At 45.8% G+C, this 19,848-nt stretch carries 23 protein-coding genes; 13 read left to right on the forward strand and 10 right to left on the reverse strand.

Annotation, left to right across the window (positions count from 1 at the left end; genetic code table 11):
• The first annotated feature begins 51 nt into the window (after window positions 1-51).
• Together QZW47_RS01920 and QZW47_RS01925 are read left to right on the forward strand one after the other, a co-directional pair.
• A complete protein-coding gene (locus tag QZW47_RS01920; RefSeq protein WP_293122934.1) occupies window positions 52-276 on the forward strand; it encodes a hypothetical protein in 225 nt (74 codons plus the stop codon).
• Window positions 276-560, forward strand: coding sequence for a type II toxin-antitoxin system mRNA interferase toxin, RelE/StbE family (locus tag QZW47_RS01925; protein WP_293122937.1), 285 nt, complete (start codon window positions 276-278; stop codon window positions 558-560). Before QZW47_RS01920 ends, QZW47_RS01925 begins: the two co-directional genes overlap by 1 nt.
• Before the next feature lie 117 nt (window positions 561-677).
• Here QZW47_RS01925 and QZW47_RS01930 read toward each other — a convergent pair whose 3' ends face one another.
• The gene (locus tag QZW47_RS01930) at window positions 678-833 is read right to left on the reverse strand and encodes a hypothetical protein (RefSeq protein WP_293122940.1); all 156 of its coding nucleotides are present in this window, start codon (window positions 831-833) and stop codon (window positions 678-680) included.
• 146 nt (window positions 834-979) lie between these two features.
• On the opposite strand from QZW47_RS01930, the gene QZW47_RS01935 reads away from it, so the two are divergent.
• Both QZW47_RS01935 and QZW47_RS01940 read left to right on the forward strand, forming a co-directional pair.
• Window positions 980-1,351, forward strand: coding sequence for a hypothetical protein (locus QZW47_RS01935; protein WP_293122943.1), 372 nt, complete (start codon window positions 980-982; stop codon window positions 1,349-1,351).
• Entirely contained in the window at window positions 1,320-1,772 is a 453-nt protein-coding gene (locus tag QZW47_RS01940; protein WP_293122946.1) for a hypothetical protein, read from the forward strand. The genes QZW47_RS01935 and QZW47_RS01940 overlap by 32 nt, the downstream gene beginning before the upstream one ends.
• Window positions 1,773-1,861: 89 nt before the next feature.
• Here the strand turns inward: QZW47_RS01940 and QZW47_RS01945 are convergent, their stop codons facing one another.
• The 4 genes from QZW47_RS01945 to QZW47_RS01960 form a co-directional block, all read right to left on the reverse strand.
• Window positions 1,862-2,413 (reverse strand): hypothetical protein, encoded by a 552-nt coding sequence (locus QZW47_RS01945; protein WP_293122948.1) that lies wholly within the window; start codon window positions 2,411-2,413, stop codon window positions 1,862-1,864.
• On the reverse strand, window positions 2,406-2,879 hold the full coding sequence (locus tag QZW47_RS01950) for a hypothetical protein (protein ID WP_293122951.1): 474 nt from the start codon (window positions 2,877-2,879) through the stop codon (window positions 2,406-2,408). The genes QZW47_RS01945 and QZW47_RS01950 overlap by 8 nt, the downstream gene beginning before the upstream one ends.
• Before the next feature lie 173 nt (window positions 2,880-3,052).
• Entirely contained in the window at window positions 3,053-3,469 is a 417-nt protein-coding gene (locus QZW47_RS01955) for a hypothetical protein (protein WP_293122954.1), read from the reverse strand.
• Between the two features lie 11 nt (window positions 3,470-3,480).
• Window positions 3,481-4,452: a hypothetical protein gene (locus QZW47_RS01960; RefSeq protein ID WP_293122957.1), complete on the reverse strand. Its 972-nt coding sequence runs from the start codon at window positions 4,450-4,452 to the stop codon at window positions 3,481-3,483.
• A gap of 163 nt (window positions 4,453-4,615) precedes the next feature.
• Between QZW47_RS01960 and QZW47_RS01965 the strand changes: the two genes are divergently transcribed.
• The 4 genes from QZW47_RS01965 (at window position 4,616) to QZW47_RS01980 (ending at window position 6,512) form a co-directional block, all read left to right on the forward strand.
• Window positions 4,616-5,140, forward strand: coding sequence for a helix-turn-helix domain-containing protein (locus QZW47_RS01965; protein WP_293122960.1), 525 nt, complete (start codon window positions 4,616-4,618; stop codon window positions 5,138-5,140).
• Between the two features lie 206 nt (window positions 5,141-5,346).
• Complete coding sequence (locus QZW47_RS01970; RefSeq protein ID WP_293122963.1) at window positions 5,347-5,658, forward strand: DUF433 domain-containing protein; 312 nt, start codon at window positions 5,347-5,349, stop codon at window positions 5,656-5,658.
• A gap of 6 nt (window positions 5,659-5,664) precedes the next feature.
• Window positions 5,665-6,057, forward strand: coding sequence for a DUF5615 family PIN-like protein (locus QZW47_RS01975; protein WP_293122966.1), 393 nt, complete (start codon window positions 5,665-5,667; stop codon window positions 6,055-6,057).
• A 71-nt stretch (window positions 6,058-6,128) separates the two neighbouring features.
• The gene (locus QZW47_RS01980) at window positions 6,129-6,512 is read left to right on the forward strand and encodes a hypothetical protein (protein ID WP_293122969.1); all 384 of its coding nucleotides are present in this window, start codon (window positions 6,129-6,131) and stop codon (window positions 6,510-6,512) included.
• 1 nt (window position 6,513) lies between these two features.
• On the opposite strand, the gene QZW47_RS01985 is transcribed toward QZW47_RS01980, so the two are convergent.
• The 5 genes from QZW47_RS01985 to QZW47_RS02005 all read right to left on the reverse strand — a co-directional run bounded on the left by QZW47_RS01985 (window position 6,514) and on the right by QZW47_RS02005 (window position 8,941).
• Window positions 6,514-6,858 carry a DUF5615 family PIN-like protein gene (locus QZW47_RS01985; RefSeq protein WP_293122972.1) on the reverse strand — a complete coding sequence of 115 codons (345 nt, stop codon included), beginning with the start codon at window positions 6,856-6,858 and terminating at the stop codon, window positions 6,514-6,516.
• Window positions 6,851-7,195 carry a DUF433 domain-containing protein gene (locus QZW47_RS01990; protein ID WP_293122975.1) on the reverse strand — a complete coding sequence of 115 codons (345 nt, stop codon included), beginning with the start codon at window positions 7,193-7,195 and terminating at the stop codon, window positions 6,851-6,853. Before QZW47_RS01990 ends, QZW47_RS01985 begins: the two co-directional genes overlap by 8 nt.
• 220 nt (window positions 7,196-7,415) lie before the next feature.
• Window positions 7,416-7,634, reverse strand: a complete 219-nt coding sequence (locus tag QZW47_RS01995; RefSeq protein ID WP_293122978.1) for a YgiT-type zinc finger protein — start codon at window positions 7,632-7,634, stop codon at window positions 7,416-7,418.
• A 114-nt stretch (window positions 7,635-7,748) separates the two neighbouring features.
• Entirely contained in the window at window positions 7,749-7,907 is a 159-nt protein-coding gene (locus QZW47_RS02000) for a hypothetical protein (RefSeq protein ID WP_293122981.1), read from the reverse strand.
• Window positions 7,908-7,918: 11 nt separating this feature from the next.
• On the reverse strand, window positions 7,919-8,941 hold the full coding sequence (locus tag QZW47_RS02005) for a cysteine peptidase family C39 domain-containing protein (RefSeq protein ID WP_293122984.1): 1,023 nt from the start codon (window positions 8,939-8,941) through the stop codon (window positions 7,919-7,921).
• 607 nt (window positions 8,942-9,548) lie between these two features.
• Between QZW47_RS02005 and QZW47_RS02010 the strand changes: the two genes are divergently transcribed.
• From QZW47_RS02010 to QZW47_RS02030, 5 genes are all read left to right on the forward strand, one after another.
• Entirely contained in the window at window positions 9,549-12,317 is a 2,769-nt protein-coding gene (locus tag QZW47_RS02010; RefSeq protein ID WP_293122987.1) for an HAD-IC family P-type ATPase, read from the forward strand.
• A 1,173-nt stretch (window positions 12,318-13,490) separates the two neighbouring features.
• The gene (locus QZW47_RS02015; protein WP_293122990.1) at window positions 13,491-14,888 is read left to right on the forward strand and encodes a CmpA/NrtA family ABC transporter substrate-binding protein; all 1,398 of its coding nucleotides are present in this window, start codon (window positions 13,491-13,493) and stop codon (window positions 14,886-14,888) included.
• 64 nt (window positions 14,889-14,952) lie between these two features.
• Entirely contained in the window at window positions 14,953-15,798 is an 846-nt protein-coding gene (ntrB, locus tag QZW47_RS02020; protein WP_293122993.1) for a nitrate ABC transporter permease, read from the forward strand.
• 435 nt (window positions 15,799-16,233) lie between these two features.
• Window positions 16,234-18,234, forward strand: coding sequence for a nitrate ABC transporter ATP-binding protein (locus tag QZW47_RS02025; protein ID WP_293122996.1), 2,001 nt, complete (start codon window positions 16,234-16,236; stop codon window positions 18,232-18,234).
• A gap of 354 nt (window positions 18,235-18,588) precedes the next feature.
• Entirely contained in the window at window positions 18,589-19,434 is an 846-nt protein-coding gene (locus QZW47_RS02030) for a nitrate ABC transporter ATP-binding protein (protein WP_293122999.1), read from the forward strand.
• The last annotated feature ends 414 nt before the right edge of the window (window positions 19,435-19,848 follow it).

Genomic DNA, 19,848 nt, shown 5'->3' on the forward strand with positions numbered 1-19,848 from the left:
TTTAACCAAATTCGCAAGCTACGTTTAACTCAGAAGTAATCGGTTAACTCTATGAATACTCTCGATCAAGTGCTAGAAACTGCTTTGAAGCTAACCTACGAACAGCAGGAAATGTTGATCAAAATTCTCCAAAACCGTCAGCGTGAAAATCGCCGTGCAGAAATAGCTGAGGATGCCCAAAAAACCTTGGCTGATTTCCGTTTAGGCAAATTTCAACAGCAGTCAGCCGAGGATGTCATTGCAGATTTGCGCCAGTCATTAAACGAGTCAGAATAATGAGACGACTGCTTTTAACACCTAAATTCAAACGGGAATTCCGAAAATTTGTGAGGAGAAATGCTGACCTCCAGCAGCGTATTGAAGAGATTATTCAACAAATGGAAGTAGACGTATTTTTCCCAGCCTTGGGTACTCACAAACTCAGTGGTAAACTTGACGGTTTTCAGTCTTGTTCTTGTGGCTATGATTGTCGTATTGTCTTCTCTATCGAACAAGATATTGAAACCGACAGTGAGGTCATTATTTTGCTAGACATCGGAACACATGATGAAGTTTATTAGCGTTAAAATCTGTCTTCTCTGATTTTTATGCAGCCTCGCATTCCTCACTACGAACGATCGCGCAATTCTAGATGAAAAATTTAAGCACTATAAAGTTTTAGTTTCAATCTGTCGATTTTAGTTTCCGGATGCCTTTGCTTGGTTGATCGCATCCTGAATCAGAAGGTAGACTCTCGTTGGATATCGATCGCACGGTTCGAGATTGCACAACTTTTCTAGCTCTTCTTTCGCCTGTGTGGGCAAAACCACTGAAATCCGCTCGCTGTCACTCATGCCTTGCCGTGCCACCTCGTCCGTACAGCTTGCAATGGGCGCACTTTTGGCATGAAAGGTCGATCGATTTTAATTAGAAGTAGAGTATAAAATATGGTAGAGTAGACAAAAGTAATATTTTCAGGAACCTGCGAGGTGTGAACCTGATGGAAAGAACCTACAATATTTCTGGGCTAAATGCTACTTTCTCCTATCCCATTTGGGAAACAGCAGAGATAGAACTAACTTTTTTAGAGCTGGCAGAACAATGGCGGCGCGAAACAGGTATGATGTCTTTAGTAAGTAAAATGTCAATTCACCCAGCATACCAAAGAATTATCGGTATGGGTCAAGCTGTTGTTCCCCTGATTCTGCGAGAATTAGAGCAAGAACCGGATCATTGGTTTTGGGCATTGCAAGCGATTACAGGTGCCAATCCTGTTAGATCGGAACAGCGCGGCAGGCTCAAACAAATGGCAGAGGCGTGGATACAGTGGGGCAGAGAAAATGGCTACAGATGGCAAACTGGAACAGTATAAAGAAGATGAATTTCCTTACCTAGCCGTTACTGGGTATCGCATCACTAGCCGAGCAACACGCGCTTATAATTGTTTTGCTTGGGCTGCTGGTGAAGATGACCGTTGGTGGAATCCTCTAGAACCAAACAGTCCCTATTATTGGCCTGATGGTGTGCCAGCAGAACTAACCATCGCTGCTTTTATTCAAGCATATCAAACGCTGGGCTACGAACCTTGTGAAAGTTCTGACTTTGAATTAGGCTTTGAGAAAATAGCAATATATGCTACTCCTGACGGGGAACCAACGCACGCGGCCAGACAATTACCTAATGGCAAGTGGACGAGTAAATTGGGACGTTGGGAAGATATTGAGCATGAACTGGACGGGTTGACAAGTGAGATGTATGGTTCTGTGAAGCAAATTTTAAAGCGATCTATTTGAGCCAGTAGTTTGATTGTTTGTGTTGCTAAAATAAGGGCGATCCTCTTCGTTGGCGTAGCCCCCGTAGGGGCGGGCTTCGCTAACGCACTTTATGACGAGATAGCCGAAGCAGGCGCAATATTGCGGAGTGGCATCAGGAATTCTTGCTTTTCTTCAGGAGTGATGTAGCCGCCATTGACGGCCATTTGCATGAGTTGTTCTACAAATTCTTTTAACTCTGTGATAACTTGAGTTTTATGCAGTTGAAAGTGTTGATTTTTTGATTTGAGGGTAAACTCATTTGGAGATAGATATCCAAATTTTTTGAAATTACAGCTAATGCGATCGTTCGCTAATGGCTGTAATTCCAGAGTTAGGCAAACACTTTCAATAAATTCTATGTTGATGGGTTTACCTTGTGATAATTCACTCATTTTTTGGGGAAGTTCATCTTCTAGCATCATGCAGATATCGGGGTCTAAAAAAACCTTAACTTTTTCTTGACCGATTTCTATTGATACTAAACCATCGCATTCAAAACAAAATAGTTTCAGACCTAGTTCAAAATGCGAAAGTTCTCCTAATGAGTCATCTGGTGGATCGGCATATTTTTCGCAATTAGGTTCTTCTAGGTGGATTGTAAAATTGCTATATTTATTCATCTTCATCGCTCTTATTTAATGAGGACAGCGTAGCATTATTGAGGACGGGATAAGCAGATTTGAATGTTCCATCTGGTTTCCTTCTAATAAAAGCATGGGTAACATTTTCAATAATTGTTCCATCGGGATAGTGAACTTTACCAATAGAACGCTTAAAATTTATAATATAACAACCGGGATATTTCGGTGTCACTTGTTCAGCTTTTACCCAGTCTTGAGCATTTAGCCACTGGCCTTGAGGCTGATTTTTGGATGCTGCTCTGCCTCTAAAATTAAGGGGTTTCAGTTTTGGGCCGTGATGGCGATCGATATGATCGTAGGCTTTGATGGATTTTGGATTATCCCACTGGGGTTCTATTCCGCTGCCTGTCCAGTTACAACCACTTCCTACTTCTATCGTTTGGTCTATTATATCCTGTTCTATAACTTCTGGGGTGTCTTCAGAAGTATCTCTGCCATTATTCAAAATAATTGGTTTACTGCTAAATGGTATTTGATTTAGGATTGTACCATTAACTCATTTTAGGATAGTGATTTTTTTTTAGTAGATATGGGCGATCGCACTTTTGGACATTAAGGGCGATCGCTCTTCCATTGAAGGGCATAGGTAAAATGGCAACCCATACTCAGAAAGGTTAATCAAAAAAACCATTCATGGTCTGGAGCGTTAAGTGCAGCTTTTACTGATGCTAAGTTTGCAAGCTCTTTGAAAGGACTCGACTTAGCTATTTCTGTAATCGAATGTAAGGCTAATGCTAACTGTTCATTATTGCCGCTAGCTATTGCCGAATCCACTACGCTAAAAAGAGCGCAAAAATTTTCTGCACGCTCATCAAATGAACGATCTAGGTACTCTATCAGAAAATCGCGCTGGGCTTGAATATGAGCGATACTTGTTTTCTCCCATGCCTCAATTTCACGCCGTTTAGTGTGTTCCTCCTCTGCCACTTTCTTGTACTCGGTGTAAGCTGAGACAATTTGCTGTAAGCATTCAGCAGGACTGGTGAATGCTGAGATGCCTCGCGCAACAACATCTACAGGATTTTTTACTACCATGCCAACTTGCCTCAAATAGTACCGTATTTCGCTTTAATTTTAGCTGTCGCAGGGTTGAGATTTCCTTCGCTATCCAAGACAGGGGTCTTCATAATGTCTGCAAGCGATTTTACCAGAAGCGCTACTTTTTGAAACTTACGCACATCTGCATCTCGATTACGATCGAATGGCTGAGATTCCAGTTGGTTAAGCCCCTGAACAGCACGAGCGTTCAAGTTATTCACCACGCCGCGAAGTTCATTGATCTGCCGCTGGACTCTTTCCAAAAAGTCTTTAGAAGCATCAATCTTAGTGATTTCTATATTGACTTTTGCATCATATTCTCGTGCTTTTGTCAAAGCTTTTTCACCTTCACCAGCAAGCATGAAGCCACCGACTGCTAAAGCAGGGCCAACCATAATACCTCCGAGTACAAGAGTACCGACTGCCATGCCACCACCACCAGCAGCCAGAGAACCACCCCCCAGCCATGCAAGAGTCGCATTCCAAGCTGCTGCACCACTGAGTCCAGCGATCGCAGTGCCGGTACTTGCCGTCCCAAACAGTCCGATCATGCCAAGTGCACCTTGACCGGCTGCTACTGCTGCCCCAGCAGCTTTGAAACCGCCTTTGACAAATTGTTCTGCTTCTAATGCCGCAGCTTTGTACTCGTTGATCTGCTGAATAGAAATGCCTTCTAATCCCCCCAAAAACTGCTTGTCGTGAGAACCACGCTGACCAATACGCTCAAGAAAATTGACCAATCTCCCAATGGTACGAATTTTGATATCTAGTTGCAGTTGACCGTACTCTTCTGCGAGAGCTTGAGTGCATTCCCATTCGTTTTTCAAACGATTGCAAGCACGTTCATGGCGTTCTTGAGCGCTCTCGCCAATTTTCTTTGCATCGTTCATGTCTGAAACACCTGTAATACCAGCTCCTATGCCAAGAGCGGAAGCCGCTATAGCAGCAGCCCCTAAGATAATCGGTATGATGAAAATCATAAAATTCTTCTCAAAACTAATGATTCAGGAATGCTCAATGAGTATATTCATTAAAGACTTCAAGCTAGCTGCCTCGTCATTTTGACTCATGGCAGCTAGATCGGCTCTTCCACTTATCATAAGTTAACCAATCTTAGCTTTTGTCTAGCATTCATCAGGAATTATGTTAGGATTCCATCAGGAATTTTTGCCCCCTCAACCTATGACACCCACAGAGCAATTCAGCCAAGCCGCCCAGCATTGGGACTTGGAAACTCTCTACACAGACTTGGCCTCGGCTAAGGGAAAACGACTCACCCCTGTTGAGAAGCTACACTTGCGGGGGTTACTTTGTGGCTACAGTCCCGGTGAAATGGCCGAAAAGCTGGGGAAGGATGCTAAAGGCGTTGAAAGTGACCTCTGCGCTAGTGTCTATAAGTATGTTAAAGGTCTGATTGGTAAATGTAATGAAAAGATTGGTAACTGGAGAAATATTGCTGAATGGCTTGAGGAAGCTGGATATAAAACTAAGTCACCTGCTAAATTCCCTATTCCAGACGGTTTATCTGAAGATAGTAAAGTTAATGTAAGCAATATAAAGTTTGAGAATAATCAGATAACAATTGATGTTTTCCTACAAATAACTGTACCGCTACCTTCAGATATTTTAATACAAAATCTAGACATCAACGATAACAACGCTAACTAAAATTTAGCCAAAATTCAACTGATTGGTAGGGTGAAGCCACTAAAATCAGGAAGTACGATCGCGCTTTTACCCGATCGCGCTGGGCGATCGCAAATTGCGTTTCTCCAATAAGGGCGATCGCGCTTCTATTGTGCTACGATTCAATCAGAGTGTCAGTAAGTAAAAAAAATAGCAACAATATCCTCTTGAGATTTTGGCGATCGATTATGACCATCAAAGAACAACTTCTCCAAACCATTGAAACACTGCCTGATGACTTGCTCGCAGCAACCCTGAAATTCGTCCAAACCCTTCAGCATCCCATTCAAAAAACTCCAGGAATTTGTGGCTGTGCAGCGCGAATTCGCGATACCCGCATTCCCGTCTGGACGATTGTTGCTTATCAACTACAGGGCGCAAATGAATCCGAACTTCTCTACAATTATCCAGGACTCACCCTTCAAGATTTGCAAGCGGTGACGAACTATTACGAAAGCAATCGAGAAGAAATCGAGCTGTGGCTTGCTGAAAATAAGTAATTAAAAATGCTAAAGTTTTACTCAAATGAAAACTTCCCGATCGCAATGGTTGATTTACTGCGATCGCATGGTTATGATGTCTTGAGATCCTATCAAACCGGACAAGCTAATCAAAAAATTCCAGATGATGAAGTCTTGATGTACGCAATAAATGCAGGGCGTGTAGTCATTACAGAAAATCGTCAAGATTTCATTAATCTCCACTCTACAGCCTCAAATCACGCAGGAATTATAATTTGTAAAGCCGATCGAGATTATGCAGGTAAAGTGCAGGTACTCCACGACTTTTTCACTCAAGATACACAGCCGATGGAGAATCGTCTGCTTCGGGTGATGAAACAAAATCTTAAAGGTAGCCAACAGACATTTATACTTCAGGAATACCCAAAATCTTCTTAATAATCATTATAATTCTAATTCCCGTCGTCTATTGTGCTAGGATTCAATCAGAGCGTCAGTGATTAAAAAAAATGGCAACAATTACTCTTCAAATTCCCGACGAATTGGCTCAACGTCTAGAACCTTTGCAAAATCGCTTACCCGAACTGCTTTGGCAACTTCTAGAAGTCACTAAACAGCCAACAACTATCCAACCCGAATCCAAAACTAATACCGCCGATATTCCCGCAGTTTATCGAGAAGTTCTGGACTTTTTAATCGAGACTCCAACTCCCCAAGACATTGTTAGTTTTAAGGTTTCACAAAATGCTCAGACACGCCTGCAAAATTTGCTTGACAAAAACCGCGAAGCGACACTAACTCCAATGGAGATAGCAGAGTTAGATGTTTACGAGCAGTTGGAACATCTGATGATTTTACTTAAAGCAAGAGCCCATTCAGCAATTCAATGCTAATTCAAGGAATTGGCAAGTGAATAATTTGGTCTTGATATTCCCCATCAAAAGAACCTCCAGCAATCACAATCAACTCGTCCAGTGTCTCCCCAATACCCATATCGGGGTTGAAGATAAAAATACCGGGTATGTGGCAACCTTGAGCAATGTGATCCGCCAAGTGTACCGGCATTGACTTGCGGTTATTAGTCAGCAGCACAAAGTTATGCACTTCACACCATATTAGGATTTCTGGATCTAACGTACCTTTGCCAGGAGTATCGGGTTCTCCCACAGCCCGAATTATCAAATCTGATTCCCGCCGCCGCAGTTGGTTAATATAAACGGGATTAACGTTTTCATCCATGAGATATTTGAGCATCTTTCGCCTTCTTACTTTCTGCCTTTAACTGCATCAGTTTCCGCACCGCAGGCGACGGGTTTCGCTGCTGTTCCTCTCGCATTCTGCGTCCCCATTCCAACCAGTCAGCGATGTAATTGCTAACAGCTTCTTTGTGGTGAAGATAATACAGAATGGTGGCATAAACTTGTTCGAGACTCAGTGAAGTGTAAATATTGGCAATTTCCTCTGGGGTTCGAGCACGATAAATGTACTCGTACAGGATAGTTTCAATTCCAATTCGCGAATCTTTCAAGCGAATGTCATCAGGTGCTAGAAAGTTGAAGTATTCTTCTAGTTGCACAGCTTAATCCTTCCTTTTTAGCCGATCGTACTACTAACTATAATTCAATACGGTTCAGTTAAGAAGCTAACTTCTCTGTGCGCGCATCAGTTAATCGAGAACTGTCATAGTCTCTGCGATTGCTTCGCTCGATCGCTCGCAATGACACAAAAGCGTTAACCCAAGCGTATTGAACTATAATTTTACTATAATTCCACGCGATTAAGGTTCCGATCGCCCGTCAATAAGCAAAAACATCCACTTCGACAGGTTTGCTATCTCCATTTACCATTTTGCGGACTCTTTCGGCCCTCTCCATACTAAAAGTTACTTCACCGCAGCGCGAACAAACCGTAGCTGGAATTTTCTCGACAACAAACAGTTTACCATTAACTCGAAACACTTCATCAACCAGATTTTCTTGTGCCTCTGTGGAACTGCAAACATGACACTGAAACATTTTCACCTCCGCTGCGAATAGTTAACCCACTGGTTTCGATCGGACATAATATTACTCAAAGAGCTTTTGAACGCTGTGAATATTGCCAATCTACAGCCGTATTGTTTGATTTGTTTATTCAGTCCGCAATGGTTGAGGTGCGTCGCTCTCTCGATTGTCGATTTTGATTGGGAGATTGTCGAGGGCGACGCACCCTACGGCTAACTGTAATGGTTGAGGTGCGTCGCTAGGAGATTGTCGATTTTGATTTGGAGATTGTCGAGGGCGACGCACCCTACGGCTAACTATTTGCCATCCAATCTCGGCACGCCCTCCAAAAATTGACCGCTCAACATTAATTCAGTCATTCGATCTAACTTGCCGCTAACTTTCATTTTTTTATCAGCTTGAAAGCGCTCGATATCTGCTTTTAAATCGCCACTTTTATATCCTAATTTACTCAAATAATCGATCGCCTGTTTGTCACTCAACAAGATATCTGTCGATCGAAAAATCGGCAAGTATTCCTCCCGCCACATCTTCGCAAAAGTTGGCCTGTCTAAATAAAAAATCCTCCCCCACGCCGGGTCTCCAATAACAGCTACACTGTCATTCATCGCCAGCAAAGCCACCGCGTGGGGCAGCTTTCTCCCCCCACCAAGCAGCAAAACCGCCAATATTCCGGGGCGATTGATTTGCTGGATTTGTTCCCAAGTCGGCCGCACTTCCACCGCACTGACACCCAAAGCCCTCGCTGCTACAATCAATTGTGGCATCGAAGTACCCAAACGACTCGTACCCGCCAAACGCGCCACACTCGATTCCGTCGCATCCATTCCCCAACGCCTCAATACAGTTGCTAGCGCCGCCGGCGCACAACTACTGCTAGAACTTTGCCGAAACACACGGTTTGGTTGCAAATTATCGATTAAATCAGCGTAAATTGGCGCTAGAAAATAGGCTTCAGCGCCCGTAAATCCGCCCAATCCCAGCAAGCAAATTAAGATTACTGCGATTACTTGCGATCGCGCCGTCAGCCAACTTATGCTAAACCCAATCCCGCAGACTCCCATCAGCATCACCCGCAGCAGAGTCCAAGTAACTCGCATCCCGTGCACGCGCCACTCGATCGGCAAAACAGGCATTTGAGGCAGATTTAACGCCAGCAGCAGCAACCCAAAGTAGAAACCCAAAAACAGCAGCGCGATCGAATTTCGGCCCTTAAACAGATCCTTAGCCGTCACACCCGATCGCACTAACGCCCTTCCCAACCGCATTCCCCAGATAAACAGCGCCGAACCCAGCAGCAGCGTTACCACTATTTCCATGAGCTCAAAATTTTGTTGTTTAACCTAGGTTTTAACACGCGCGCGATCGACTGCGGGAAAGTCCCAGAGTTGGAAAATAGCACAGCAGGAAACTGCAAAATAAACAAGACAAGCAAGAGATATTTAAATTATATTTTAGCATCCCCGTTCACATCCATGTCGTGTTCCTGGGTGTTTAAGCAACCTAAGATTTACCAAATGTCAAGAAGTCAAGTATCTTTTTTTACCTCTTATCGAAACTTTCAAAAAAATAATATTTAGTACCGAAAAAAGCCCAAAAATAGCAACAAACAGAAAAATATGTTGTAAGATATATCTAAAGCACAGCCCGTTAAAGCCCTGGGCTATTTCATTCTTTGTAGGGGCAATCCCCCCGTGGTTGCCCCGATCCCTGAAATGACCGATAACTCTTCGGTGGGGGGGTAGGCACGGGGGCACTACCCCTACAAAACCCTCGTTTTTTCGACAATGAAATAGCCCTGCGTTAAAGCCATTAACCAACCTCCAAGTCTTTCAAAAAATTCACGCTCAAACGAGCGATGAATAGTCTTGAACGCGCCGATCAAAGCTCGATCAAATCTCACCACAGCAAAAAATAGGAAAAATCATGCCAGCAAAAGCCGCCAACGATGTAGACGTAGCAGAGCAATATTGGCACTACCTAGAAAGATCCAAAGTTGCAACTACGTTAGAAACCAATCTGGAAAACGGTTTAGATCCAGCAGAAGCAGCCAGCCGCCAACAGCAATTTGGGTCAAACGAACTAACAGTCAAAGCCGGAAAACCAGCTTGGTTAAAATTCATCCTGCAATTCAACCAACCTTTGCTAATTATCTTGCTGAGTGCAGGTTTAATCAAAGCAGTAATCGGAGAATGGCTCAACGCCAGCGTCATTTGGGGAGTCACAACCACCAACGCTACTATTAGTTTCATCCAAGAAGCAGGCGCTGAGAAAAAAATTGAAGCCCTAGCCCAAGCAGTCACCACCGAAGCTACAGTCATTCGAGGTGGCAAAAAATTAAGAGTTCCCTCAAAAGAACTTGTTGTCGGCGACTTAGTAACTCTAACTTCCGGCGACAAAGTGCCCGCCGATTTGCGCTTAGTGAAAGTGCGCGACTTACAAATTGATGAATCGGGACTTACAGGCGAATCCGTTGCTGTCGAAAAAGAACTCGGACAGGCGGGAGACTTAGTTTTGCCGCAAGAAACTCCCCTCGCAGAACGCGATAACATGGCCTATGCCGGTAGTTTTGTCACCTTCGGCCAAGGTAGCGGTATCGTAATTGCGATCGCCAACAACACCGAAACCGGCAAAATCTCCCAACTATTAGACCGCCACATCGACCTCACCACACCCCTCACCCGCAAATTTAACCAATTCAGTCAAAATTGGCTCTTATTCGTCCTAGCAATGGCAACACTGACCTTTGCAGTGCGCTTGGGAAAACCAGTTCCAGCCGGAGTTTCAGCCTTTAAAGAAGCCGTCGAACCCGCCGTCGCCCTCATCGTCGGCGCAATTCCCGAAGGACTTCCCGCCGTCATCACCGTCACCCTAGCCGTCGGCGTTTCCCGAATGGCCGCCAAACACGCGATCGTCCGCAAACTCCCCGCCGTAGAAACCCTAGGTGGCGCCACAGTCATCTGTTCCGACAAAACCGGAACTTTGACAGAAAACCAGATGACAGTCCAAGAAATCTATTCTGGTGGCAAATCCTACTCAGTTACAGGTACGGGATACAGCCCCGAAGGCGAAATTCAACTCAACCAACTACCAATTACAGTTAGTCAAGCCCCTACTTTGCAAGAATGTTTGCAAGCCGGACTAATTTGCAACGACTCTCACCTCGAATTCAAAGATAATGATTGGATAGTCGTCGGCGATCCGACAGAAGGAGCTTTAATTGCAGCAGGTAAAAAAGCAGAACTCACCCAGCAAGTCTTAGAAAAATCCATGCCGCGGATCGATTCAATTCCCTTTGAATCTCAGTTTCAATACATGGCGACGCTGCACAAAACCCCGACAAGCAACAAAATTTTGTATGTCAAAGGTTCCGTCGAATCTATTCTGACTCGCTGCGGTTCCAGTCTCGATACTCAAGGAAATTCGACAGAAGTCGATCGCGAACAAATTCATCACCAAGTCGATACAATGGCCGGTCAAGGCTTGCGCGTCCTAGCTTTGGCTAAAAAAGTCGTTCCCGATGAACAGAACTCTGTTGCTCACTCCGATGTAGAATCAGGGCTAATTTTCTTGGGACTCCAAGGAATGATCGATCCGCCGCGCGCCTCTGCGATCGCCGCCGTCCAAGCCTGTCAAACCGCCGGCATCCAAGTTAAAATGATTACCGGCGATCACATCGCTACCGCCACTGCGATCGCCCGCCGGATGGGATTCCGCAAAACCAAACACCACAGAGAACTTGTAGCCTACACCGGCGCCCAACTCGCCGAAATGGACAAAAACACCCTCGCCGAAGCCGTAGAAGCCGGCTCAGTTTTTGCCCGAGTCGCCCCAGAACAAAAACTCCGCCTCGTAGAAGCCCTACAGCAAAAAGGCGAAATAGTAGCAATGACAGGAGACGGCGTTAACGACGCCCCCGCCCTCAAACAAGCGGATATCGGCATCGCGATGGGTAGCGGTACAGAGGTTTCTAAGGAAGCCGCCGACATGATTTTGACCGATGATAACTTTGCGTCGATCGAGGCTGCGGTAGAAGAAGGGCGATCTGTTTACAAAAACCTACTCAAATCCATCAGCTTCATTCTCCCAGTCAACGGCGGAGAATCAATGACAATTTTGCTCAGCACCCTTCTCGGGCGAGAATTACCAATTTTGTCCCTACAAATCCTCTGGTTGAATATGCTCAACTCAATCACCATGACAGTGCCGCTCGCTTTCGAGCCCAAGTCTCCGGGGGTGATGCAACAGCAGCCGCGACCGGTTAACGAACCTTTCCTGACTGAAAGTCGGATCAAACGGATCTTGGCAATTTCTCTGTACAACTGGACAATAATTTTCGGAATGTTTGAATGGGTGCGCCAATCGGATTGGGGAACTTTGCCACTAGCCCGGACAATGGCAATTCAAGCTTTGGTAATGGGAAGAATTTTTTACCTATTGAGTCTCAGCCAGTTGTTGCCTTCTTTGATGGCTAAATTTAGCGGCTCAAAGCAAGAAGTTAGCGGAGCTCCCGCCCTCGGTGTCGGCATTGTCATCGCGATGCTGTTGCAGGTAATATTTACTAATTCTCCGTTTATCAATCGTATCTTCGAGACGGCTCCGATGAACCTAGATCAGTGGCTGATTTGCTTTGGCGTCGCGCTACCGATGATCGGTGTTGCCCTTTCTGTCAACCGTTTCGATCCGCCCAACTAATCTGATTCGGCATTAATAAAAGGTTCGTAGAGAGGACTTTAGTCCTTCTTCATGCGGACTAAAGTTCTCACTACGAACGAATCTGATTCGGCATTAATAAAAGGTTCGTAGTGAGGACTTTAGTCCTTCTTTATGCGGACATTCCAGGTTCGTAGAGAGGACTTTAGTCCTTCTTCATGCGGACTAAAGTTCTCACTACGAACGAATCTGATTCGGCATTAATAAAAGGTTCGTAGTGAGGACTTTAGTCCTTCTTTATGCGGACATTCCAGGTTCGTAGTGAGGACTTTAGTCCTTCTTCATGCGGACTAAAGTTCTCACTACGAACGAATCTGATTCGGCATTAATAAAAGGTTCGTAGTGAGGACTTTAGTCCTTCTTTATGCGGACTAAAGTCCTCACTACAAACCAATCTGATTATGGTCGTTCTTCCTTCTTGCTTCTTCTTAACATCCGTTACATCCGCTACAACATCCGCTGCCGAACTGCCTTCTTCTTAACATCCGTTACATCCGCTACTTTCATCCGCTTTTGAATTTTTTGCAGGGAGTCTGTCTCTCAGCTTTATACTCAAAACTTCATTTTTTGTCTCATTTTTTTCTCATATAAGCGCGCCACCTCCACGGGCGATCGCTCGCTCGGCAGATACTCAACTGGGCTTATAACATTTCTTGAAAACATAGTCAATACACCAAAAGTATGAGATGCGGAAAATCATTGACAACAATGAGAATGCACGCAGCAGCAAACTGCCTAAAAGCTTACACTGCAAGCTTTTGGGTAAATACGGTCTGCCGGGTGACACCATCCGGCAACACCAAGGACTACTTAATAAAACGCAACATCCTACAACATATACTTATCATTTAAATTTAATATTTGTTTTATAATTACACCAAGAGTACGGTAAACTGAATAATCAAGTCAAGAAAATGTGGTACTCGCTTTGGGCGAGTTAACATAACTTGGCCGATCGCAATATTGAGTTAATCAAAAGAGTCAAATCAGCAGGGATATCATAAAAGCTTATGGTAACAATAAGTTTTTTGCTCCCTCCTGCTAACCTGCGCTTAAAAGAGTTCCCTAAGCCCAATTAGCGAACAGCAAAAAAGTGCTTTGATAAACTTCAGTGATGTCGTTACAGAAGATTATGTATTGGAGCGAGGCTAGGCTATGACAAAATTTTCAGAAAATTTTTCCCGGCGCAAATTTATCGTTACAGCAGGTGCATCTGCCGTCAGTTCCATACTACTCAAAGGTTGTTTGGGCAATCCCCCCGAACCCGGTGGAACTGCTGATGGTGGCGCAGGTGCTGGCGGAGGAGCGCCTGTTGCCACATCAGCAGTTGCTGTGGCTAATGAGAAAAGAGTAGAAGGGATCGAAAGTACAAAGATTACATTGGGATATATCCCGATCGTCGAATCAGCACCATTAATTATTGCCCAAGAAAAAGGCTTCTTTGCCAAATACGGCATGGTAGATGTCAAAGTCGCCAAACAAGCCAACTGGGGCTCAGCCCGAGACAACGTAGAAATCGGTTCCGCAGGCGGCGGTATTGACGGCGGCCAGTGGCAAATGCCGATGCCCTACTTGATTAGCAAAGGCCTGATCACCAAAAACAGCGTCCAAATCCCGATGTACGTGCTGTTACAGCTAAACACTCAGGGAAATGGAATTGCGATCGCCTCCAAACACGAAGGTAAAGGGCTCGGACTCAAACTAGAAAAATCCGCCCAAGATTACATTCTGGGACTGAAGAAAGCAAACACGCCCTTCAAAGCAGCCTACACCTTTCCCAAAGCCAACCAAGATTTATGGATTCGCTACTGGCTAGCAGCTAACGGCATCAATCCCGACGTAGATGTTGAGTTGCTGACAGTACCGGCGGCTCAAACTGTGGCCAACATGAAAACCGGCAGCATGGACGCTTTCAGTACAGGCGACCCTTGGCCCCTGCGAATTGTCAAAGAAAAAATCGGTTTTTTGTCGGCTTTAACTGCCGAAATCTGGAAAGGACATCCAGAAGAATACCTAGCAATTCGCGGCGACTGGGTAGACAAACATCCGAAAGCTACCGAAGCCCTGTTAGCAGGAATAATTGAAGCACAGCAGTGGTGCGACAAACCTGAAAATCGGGCCGAATTGGTATCGATTGTATCTGGTAAAAACTTCTTTGACGTAAAGCAGGAAGTTTTGCTTCCTCCTTACCAAGGCAAGTATCTGATGGGCGACGGGAAACCAGACATCAATGATTTCAAAATGAGTACGCTCTACTGGAATGATGGAGTAGGTAATGTTTCCTATCCTTACAAGAGCCATGATTTGTGGTTCTTAACCGAAAGCGTCCGCTGGGGTTTCTTGCCCACAAAAACCTTGGCAGATTCTAAGGCAATCATCGAGAAAGTCAACCGAGGAGATTTGTGGAAAGCAGCGGCTAAATTAGCCGGAGTTCCTGATGCTGATATTCCGGCGAAATCGACTCGCGGTGTTGAGAAGTTCTTTGATGGTAAAGAGTTTAACCCCGACAAACCAGAAGATTACCTCAAGAGCTTGGCAATCAAAAAAGCGTGATGGGTAAAAGCTTCCCATAACTTAGTCTAGGAAAAAACAGCAGAAACATTAGGAGATTAGCAAGATGGCTGTCAGCACAAATCGGAGAGGCGGAGTCGATATCCAAGGAGTATTTGGGGAGTTTTGGAAGAAGAATTCCTCAAATATATTGCCACCAATTTTAGGACTGTTGGGGTTTCTGTTCATTTGGCAATTCCTGTCGGGTACTGGAATCATCAAGTTGCCACCTCCCACTAGCGTTTGGACGGATGAACGGACAAGGATTTTGTTGCTGTATCCTTTCATGAACTCCAAAACCTACGGAGTCGGCTTGTTTTGGCAAACTTTGGCGAGTTTGGAACGGGTGGCTAAGGGCTACACTATGGCGGCGGCTGTGGGTATTAGCGTGGGGGTTCTGGTAGGTACGAATCCGTTCTTGAACAAGGCTTTAGACCCGATTTTTCAGTTTTTGCGGATGGTGGCGCCTCTGGCTTGGGTACCTATTGCCTTGGCTGCATTGCAACAAAACGAACCTGCTGCTTTGTTCGTGATTTTTGTGACTTCAGTTTGGCCGATTTTGATCAACACGGCTGAAGGTGTCCGTCAAATTCCTGACGATTACAATAACGTAGCGAAAGTGCTGCAACTGACTCAGAAGGAATATTACATCAATATCTTGTTTCCTTCGGCGCTTCCTTATATCTTTACTGGATTGAGAATTGCGATCGGTTTGGCTTGGCTGGCGATTATTGCAGCGGAAATTGTGATGTCGGGGATTACTGGTATTGGCTTCTTTATTTGGAATGCTTACCAACAAAACTACATCAGTGAAATTCTCTTAGCGGTGTTCTACATTGGGGCTGTTGGTTTGATGCTCGATCGCCTGATGGCGTGGTTGCAGCAAAAAATTGCTCCATCTCAAGGCAAATAACTAACAGTTGACAGGAAAGCAGTTGACAGTTGACAGGAAAGCAGTTGGCAGTTGACAGTTGACAGGAAAGCAGTTGACCGTTGACCGTTGTTAGTTGACCGTTGAAAGCCAAGATAGAGTTTGGTAGAATAACTGCGATGTGTTTCGATCGTTCGGACTTCAGTCTTCAGTATTTTAAGAGGACTGAAGTCCGAACGATCGAACCAATATTGTTATTGTAGTTGGGCGATCGGCATAATATAACAGCTAACAGCTAACAGCTAACAGCTAACAGCTAACAGCTAACAGCTAACAGCTAACAGCTAACAGCTAACAGCTAACAGCTAACAGCTAACAGCTAACAGCTAACAGCTAACAGCTAACAGTCAACAGTCAACAGTCAACAAGCACTAATCAAAAAATCAAGGACAAACATACAAAAAAGGCAAGAAAACCATGTCAGTTTTGATTGCGGTAGAACAAGTCGGGAAAACATTTAATTTATCAGGCGGCGGCACCTACGTAGCCCTCAAAGGTATCGATTTAGAAATTAAAAAAGGAGAGTTTATCTCCTTAGTCGGACACTCCGGCTGCGGTAAATCTACTCTACTCAATATGGTGGCAGGTTTGGATCTGCCTACAGCAGGATTGGTGACGATCGACGGACAGAGAATTACTCAGCCCGGGCCCGATCGCATGGTAGTATTCCAAAACTATTCGCTGCTACCTTGGCGGACAGTCAGAGAAAACATTACCCTCGCCGTAGACTCAGTAATGAGCGGCTTAGCCAAAGCCGAACGCCTCGACATCATCCAAAAACACATCGACATGGTGGGCTTGGGGCCCCACTCCGAGAAGCAACCCGCACTCCTCTCTGGCGGACAAAAACAGCGTGTGGCGATCGCCCGTGCCCTAGCCCTGCGTCCCAAACTCTTACTCTTAGACGAACCATTCGGCGCCCTAGATGCTTTGACTCGCGGCAACTTGCAAGAAAAGTTGATGGAAATTTGCCAAGAGTACGAAATTAGCGCCCTGATGGTAACGCACGACGTAGACGAAGCAGTGCTGCTGAGCGATCGCATCGTCATGCTCACCAACGGCCCAGAATCGAATATTGGCGGCATCCTCGAAGTAGACATCCCCCGCCCCCGGGTACGGATGGAAGTAGTCTCGCACCCCAGCTACTATGCCCTGCGAAGCGAAATGATTTACTTCCTCAACCAGCAGAAACGGGTGAAAAAACTGCGGGCGCGGAAAGTACCTGCGATCGCCCGCCACGGCCTAGAAAAAGTCAACCTGGAACTCGGCTTTATCCCCCTGGCCGCCTGTGCTCCCCTCGCGATCGCCAAAGAAAAAGGCTTATTTGCCAAACACGGACTCGATGAAGTCCACCTCGTGCGCGAAACAAGCTGGCGCGGCATCGTAGACGGCATCGCAGCAGGATACTTAGACGCAGCGCAAATGCCCTCTGGGATGGCAGCGTGGTTGAGCTTGGGAGGCCACAAAGAGAAGCCCATACCAACCGTTACAGCCCTCACCATGAGCCGCAACGGCAACGGAATTACCCTGGCTCGTCGCTTTTACGACCAAGGGATTTACACTCTGGCAGATTTCAAAGAAATGCTGCGTAGAACCCCCGCGCAAACTCACCGCATGGGAATCGTTCACCCTTCATCGATGCACAACCTGCTGCTGCGCTACTGGCTGGCTTCCGGCGGAATTGACCCCGATCACGATGTGTTGCTCAAAAACATCCCTCCAGCCCAGATGATTGTAGACTTGCAAGGTGGGACGATTGACGGTTTCTGCGTCGGCGAACCTTGGAACTTGCGCGCGGCGATGGAAGGAGTCGGCTTTACCGTGGCTACGGATTTGGAACTATGGCCAGGACACCCGGCAAAAATTCTGGGAGTTCGAGAAGACTGGGCGAATGCTTACCCCAACACTCACATTGCTCTGGTGAAAGCTTTGCTGGAAGCTTGCCACTATTGCAGCGATCCGGCCCACGCCGAAGAAGTTTCCGAAATTGTGGCGGGACGCGAGTACGTCGCTACTGACAAGAGTTTCATCCAAATTGGCGATCCGAAATCTACTGCTTGCAATCTGGATACTCCGATGCGCGAATACGCCCACCACTTGTTCGCCGGAGATGGGGTGAACCGCCCAAGCCGTACCGAACAGTTATGGCACATGGTGCAGATGGCGCGCTGGGGCGATACTGTCTTCCCTCGCAACTGGGTAGAAATTCTCGAACGGGTAGTGCGAGTCGGCCCCTTCAGTACGGCGGCGCGCGAGCTCGGAATGTCTGATATTACTTACACTCGGGGTTCTCTCCGTTTGTTTGATGGCTCGGTGTTTAATGCTGAAGATCCGATCGGCTATCTCAACAATCTAGCGATTAAACGCGATTACACGATGGCTGAAGTGATACTTGATTCTGGCCGTAGAGCTGCTTAGGATCTGTTTTTGTCCGGCCAGCCGGTGGAATTTTTTCCACCGGCGATGATGTGTAATGGTGATCTGCGAGTTTTGAAGTATCGACAGGTGAAAAAATTGCTGAATTCTCGATCGCTCGCGTCTGAAACTTATCAACTTCAGAACTCAGACAAGAAAAATCAGAAATCAAAGCGATTGATTGCATAGTTGAACCCGAAGCGGCACAATTATATAACTGATGCACAGGTCTTGCAATTTAAACTCAATACTCAAAATATACAGGGAACTCGCAAATCTACAGTCTCAACTCGCAGCTCACGATTCAAAACTCGATTATTTGCTATCGCTAATCACCTACTAACGGCTTCTGAAACCATGATTAATACTGCTGTCAACCAGACGAACACCAAAACCCAGATCCAGCAACCGCAGGATCGCCGGCAGCCTTTTTTGGTGATGGACAATGTTTATAAAGTATATCCAAACGGTTACAGAGCATTAGAAAACGTTAACTTAACCGTAGCTGAGGGAGAATTTATTACTCTGATCGGACACTCCGGCTGTGGTAAGTCAACACTGTTAAATATGGTATCGGGTTTTAGCCATCCCAGCGAGGGTACTGTCTCGATTAACGGGAAGCGGATCGAGAAGCCGGGCCCCGATCGCATGGTAGTGTTTCAAGGTTATGCTTTACTTCCTTGGCGCACAGTGTTTGAGAATGTGTACATTGCCGTTAACGCTGTATTTCCAGAGAAGTCGAAGGTCGAAAAAAATGCGATCGTCAACGAGCATTTGGCGATGGTGGGATTGACTGAAGCTGCTGATAAAAGACCACCACAAATTTCCGGCGGTATGAAGCAACGGGTGTCCATCGCCCGCGCCTTAGCAATTCGCCCGCAAGTGCTGATTTTGGACGAACCTTTCGGTGCTCTTGACGCAATTACCAAGGAAGAATTGCAGGAAGAGTTGCTGAAAATCTGGAACGATCACCGCTGTACAGTGTTGATGATTACTCACGATATTGACGAAGCGCTGTTTTTAGCCGATCGACTCGTGATGATGACCAACGGCCCGTCAGCGACAATTGGCGAGGTTTTAGAGATTCCTTTCCCCCGTCCGCGCGATCGGGTACAAATGATGGAAGATCCCGAATATTACAACTTGCGGAACTACGCCCTAGACTTCCTCTTCCGCCGCTTTGCTCACGATCACGACGCTTAAACCCTTTGAGATTGGGGATTGCTGGCCAAAATAAAGCCCCAGTATTTCCCCAAATTCAGGACAACCTCACTGCGGGCGAGATGTCGCTGGTGCGATCGGGTAAACTGGAGCTTAATTGTTGGGAATAAGTTTTTCCGGAAAATTCGGATCTTTTTTTCAACTTTTACGTCAATCGGCTAAGAGACCCGATTGCCTAGCTGTCGGTAAGCTGGCATGAATTTAGCCCACCTTTGACTGAAGGTGGGCTTCTTTCTTATGTTATTAACAGTTTTTGCTAAATTGATGGTTTGGGCATTCCACCATTTTAACTGGCACAGGGCGAATGTTGATTAGAGTTTTATGGATTAAGATTTTTGCCAAGATAGCAGTTTCTGTAGGGAAACGGCACTGCCGTGTCCGGCGCGAGGTTCGGCT

It is taken from the genome of Microcoleus sp. bin38.metabat.b11b12b14.051 (genome assembly GCF_013299165.1).
GTDB lineage: Bacteria > Cyanobacteriota > Cyanobacteriia > Cyanobacteriales > Microcoleaceae > Microcoleus.

Coding starts and splice junctions, on each gene's coding strand:
- ntrB (WP_293122993.1), top strand. CDS start 14,953: ATGGCTGTCAGCACAAATCGGAGAGGCGGAGTCGATATCCAAGGAGTA.
- QZW47_RS01945 (WP_293122948.1), bottom strand. CDS start 2,413: ATGAATAAATATAGCAATTTTACAATCCACCTAGAAGAACCTAATTGC.
- QZW47_RS01995 (WP_293122978.1), bottom strand. CDS start 7,634: ATGTTTCAGTGTCATGTTTGCAGTTCCACAGAGGCACAAGAAAATCTG.
- QZW47_RS01970 (WP_293122963.1), top strand. CDS start 5,347: ATGACCATCAAAGAACAACTTCTCCAAACCATTGAAACACTGCCTGAT.
- QZW47_RS01930 (WP_293122940.1), bottom strand. CDS start 833: ATGAGTGACAGCGAGCGGATTTCAGTGGTTTTGCCCACACAGGCGAAA.
- QZW47_RS01940 (WP_293122946.1), top strand. CDS start 1,320: ATGGCTACAGATGGCAAACTGGAACAGTATAAAGAAGATGAATTTCCT.
- QZW47_RS01980 (WP_293122969.1), top strand. CDS start 6,129: ATGGCAACAATTACTCTTCAAATTCCCGACGAATTGGCTCAACGTCTA.
- QZW47_RS01935 (WP_293122943.1), top strand. CDS start 980: ATGGAAAGAACCTACAATATTTCTGGGCTAAATGCTACTTTCTCCTAT.
- QZW47_RS02025 (WP_293122996.1), top strand. CDS start 16,234: ATGTCAGTTTTGATTGCGGTAGAACAAGTCGGGAAAACATTTAATTTA.
- QZW47_RS01965 (WP_293122960.1), top strand. CDS start 4,616: ATGTTAGGATTCCATCAGGAATTTTTGCCCCCTCAACCTATGACACCC.
- QZW47_RS01955 (WP_293122954.1), bottom strand. CDS start 3,469: ATGGTAGTAAAAAATCCTGTAGATGTTGTTGCGCGAGGCATCTCAGCA.
- QZW47_RS01925 (WP_293122937.1), top strand. CDS start 276: ATGAGACGACTGCTTTTAACACCTAAATTCAAACGGGAATTCCGAAAA.
- QZW47_RS01960 (WP_293122957.1), bottom strand. CDS start 4,452: ATGATTTTCATCATACCGATTATCTTAGGGGCTGCTGCTATAGCGGCT.
- QZW47_RS01975 (WP_293122966.1), top strand. CDS start 5,665: ATGCTAAAGTTTTACTCAAATGAAAACTTCCCGATCGCAATGGTTGAT.
- QZW47_RS02015 (WP_293122990.1), top strand. CDS start 13,491: ATGACAAAATTTTCAGAAAATTTTTCCCGGCGCAAATTTATCGTTACA.
- QZW47_RS02030 (WP_293122999.1), top strand. CDS start 18,589: ATGATTAATACTGCTGTCAACCAGACGAACACCAAAACCCAGATCCAG.
- QZW47_RS02010 (WP_293122987.1), top strand. CDS start 9,549: ATGCCAGCAAAAGCCGCCAACGATGTAGACGTAGCAGAGCAATATTGG.
- QZW47_RS01985 (WP_293122972.1), bottom strand. CDS start 6,858: ATGGATGAAAACGTTAATCCCGTTTATATTAACCAACTGCGGCGGCGG.
- QZW47_RS02005 (WP_293122984.1), bottom strand. CDS start 8,941: ATGGAAATAGTGGTAACGCTGCTGCTGGGTTCGGCGCTGTTTATCTGG.
- QZW47_RS01920 (WP_293122934.1), top strand. CDS start 52: ATGAATACTCTCGATCAAGTGCTAGAAACTGCTTTGAAGCTAACCTAC.